The 810-nt window shown below is 79.3% G+C and carries 1 protein-coding gene; it reads right to left on the bottom strand.

Annotated elements, in window-relative coordinates:
• On the bottom strand, positions 1-810 hold an 810-nt coding region (locus KBX39_RS32260), incomplete at both ends, for a KR domain-containing protein (RefSeq protein ID WP_210874213.1).

The raw sequence follows: 810 nt of genomic DNA, 5'->3' as shown, positions 1-810 counted from the left end.
ACGTCGGCGGCGAGCACCAGCACCTCGGCGCCCGCGGCCTCCATCCGGCGGATCGCCGCGATGGCGCGTCCGGCCCGGTCGGCGCCGCCGTGCACCGCCAGGTGCGCGTCCCACTCGTCGCGCCCGGGCAGCCCGGAGCGGGCCAGCAGCACCAGCTTGGCGCGGGCCCGGCGGGCGAAGTCCTCGGCCAGGGTGACGCCGATGCCGCCGAGACCGCCGGTGATCAGGTAGCGGCCCTCCTCGCGCAGCACGCCCGGCTCCGCCTCGGCCGCGACGCTCACCTGCTCGTAGCCGCCGAGCCAGCGGCGGTCGCCGCGCAGCGCCACCTCCGGGTGCTCGGCGTCGACCGGGCTGCGCAGCTCGGCCACCAGGGCGGCCACGCCGCGCGCGGCCGGGTCGGTGTCCAGCAGCCGCACGGTCAGGCCGGGCAGCTCGGCCGGGAGCACCCGGGCCAGGCCGGCCAGCGTGGCGTGCTCGGGGCGGGTCAGGTCGTCGCCGCGTACGTCGCCGATGCCAGCGGTGACCAGGTCCAGGCGTACGCCCGCCTCGTCGGCGGTCACACCGGCGCCCGCGAGCGCCTGCACCAGGTGCAGCGCGCCGAAGAAGCCGCGCTCCTGCGCCGCCCAGGCGGCCGCCGGGTCGGTGCCGGCCGGCTCGCCGTCGAGGGCGAACGCGTGCACGATCCGGCGGGGCACGTCGGCGCCGAGCGCGGCCAGAAGCTCCTCGGCGTCAGCGCGTACGCCGGGGCGCAGCCGGAAACCGCTCGCGGTGGCGGTGAACGCCTCGCCGGCGCGTACCTCGACCGGGTCG

This window comes from Micromonospora sp. D75 (assembly GCF_018070405.1).
Taxonomy (GTDB): Bacteria; Actinomycetota; Actinomycetes; order Mycobacteriales; family Micromonosporaceae; genus Micromonospora; species Micromonospora chalcea.
The sequence above is the reverse complement of the archived record's forward strand: the minus strand, read 5'-3'. Positions and strand labels throughout refer to the sequence as shown.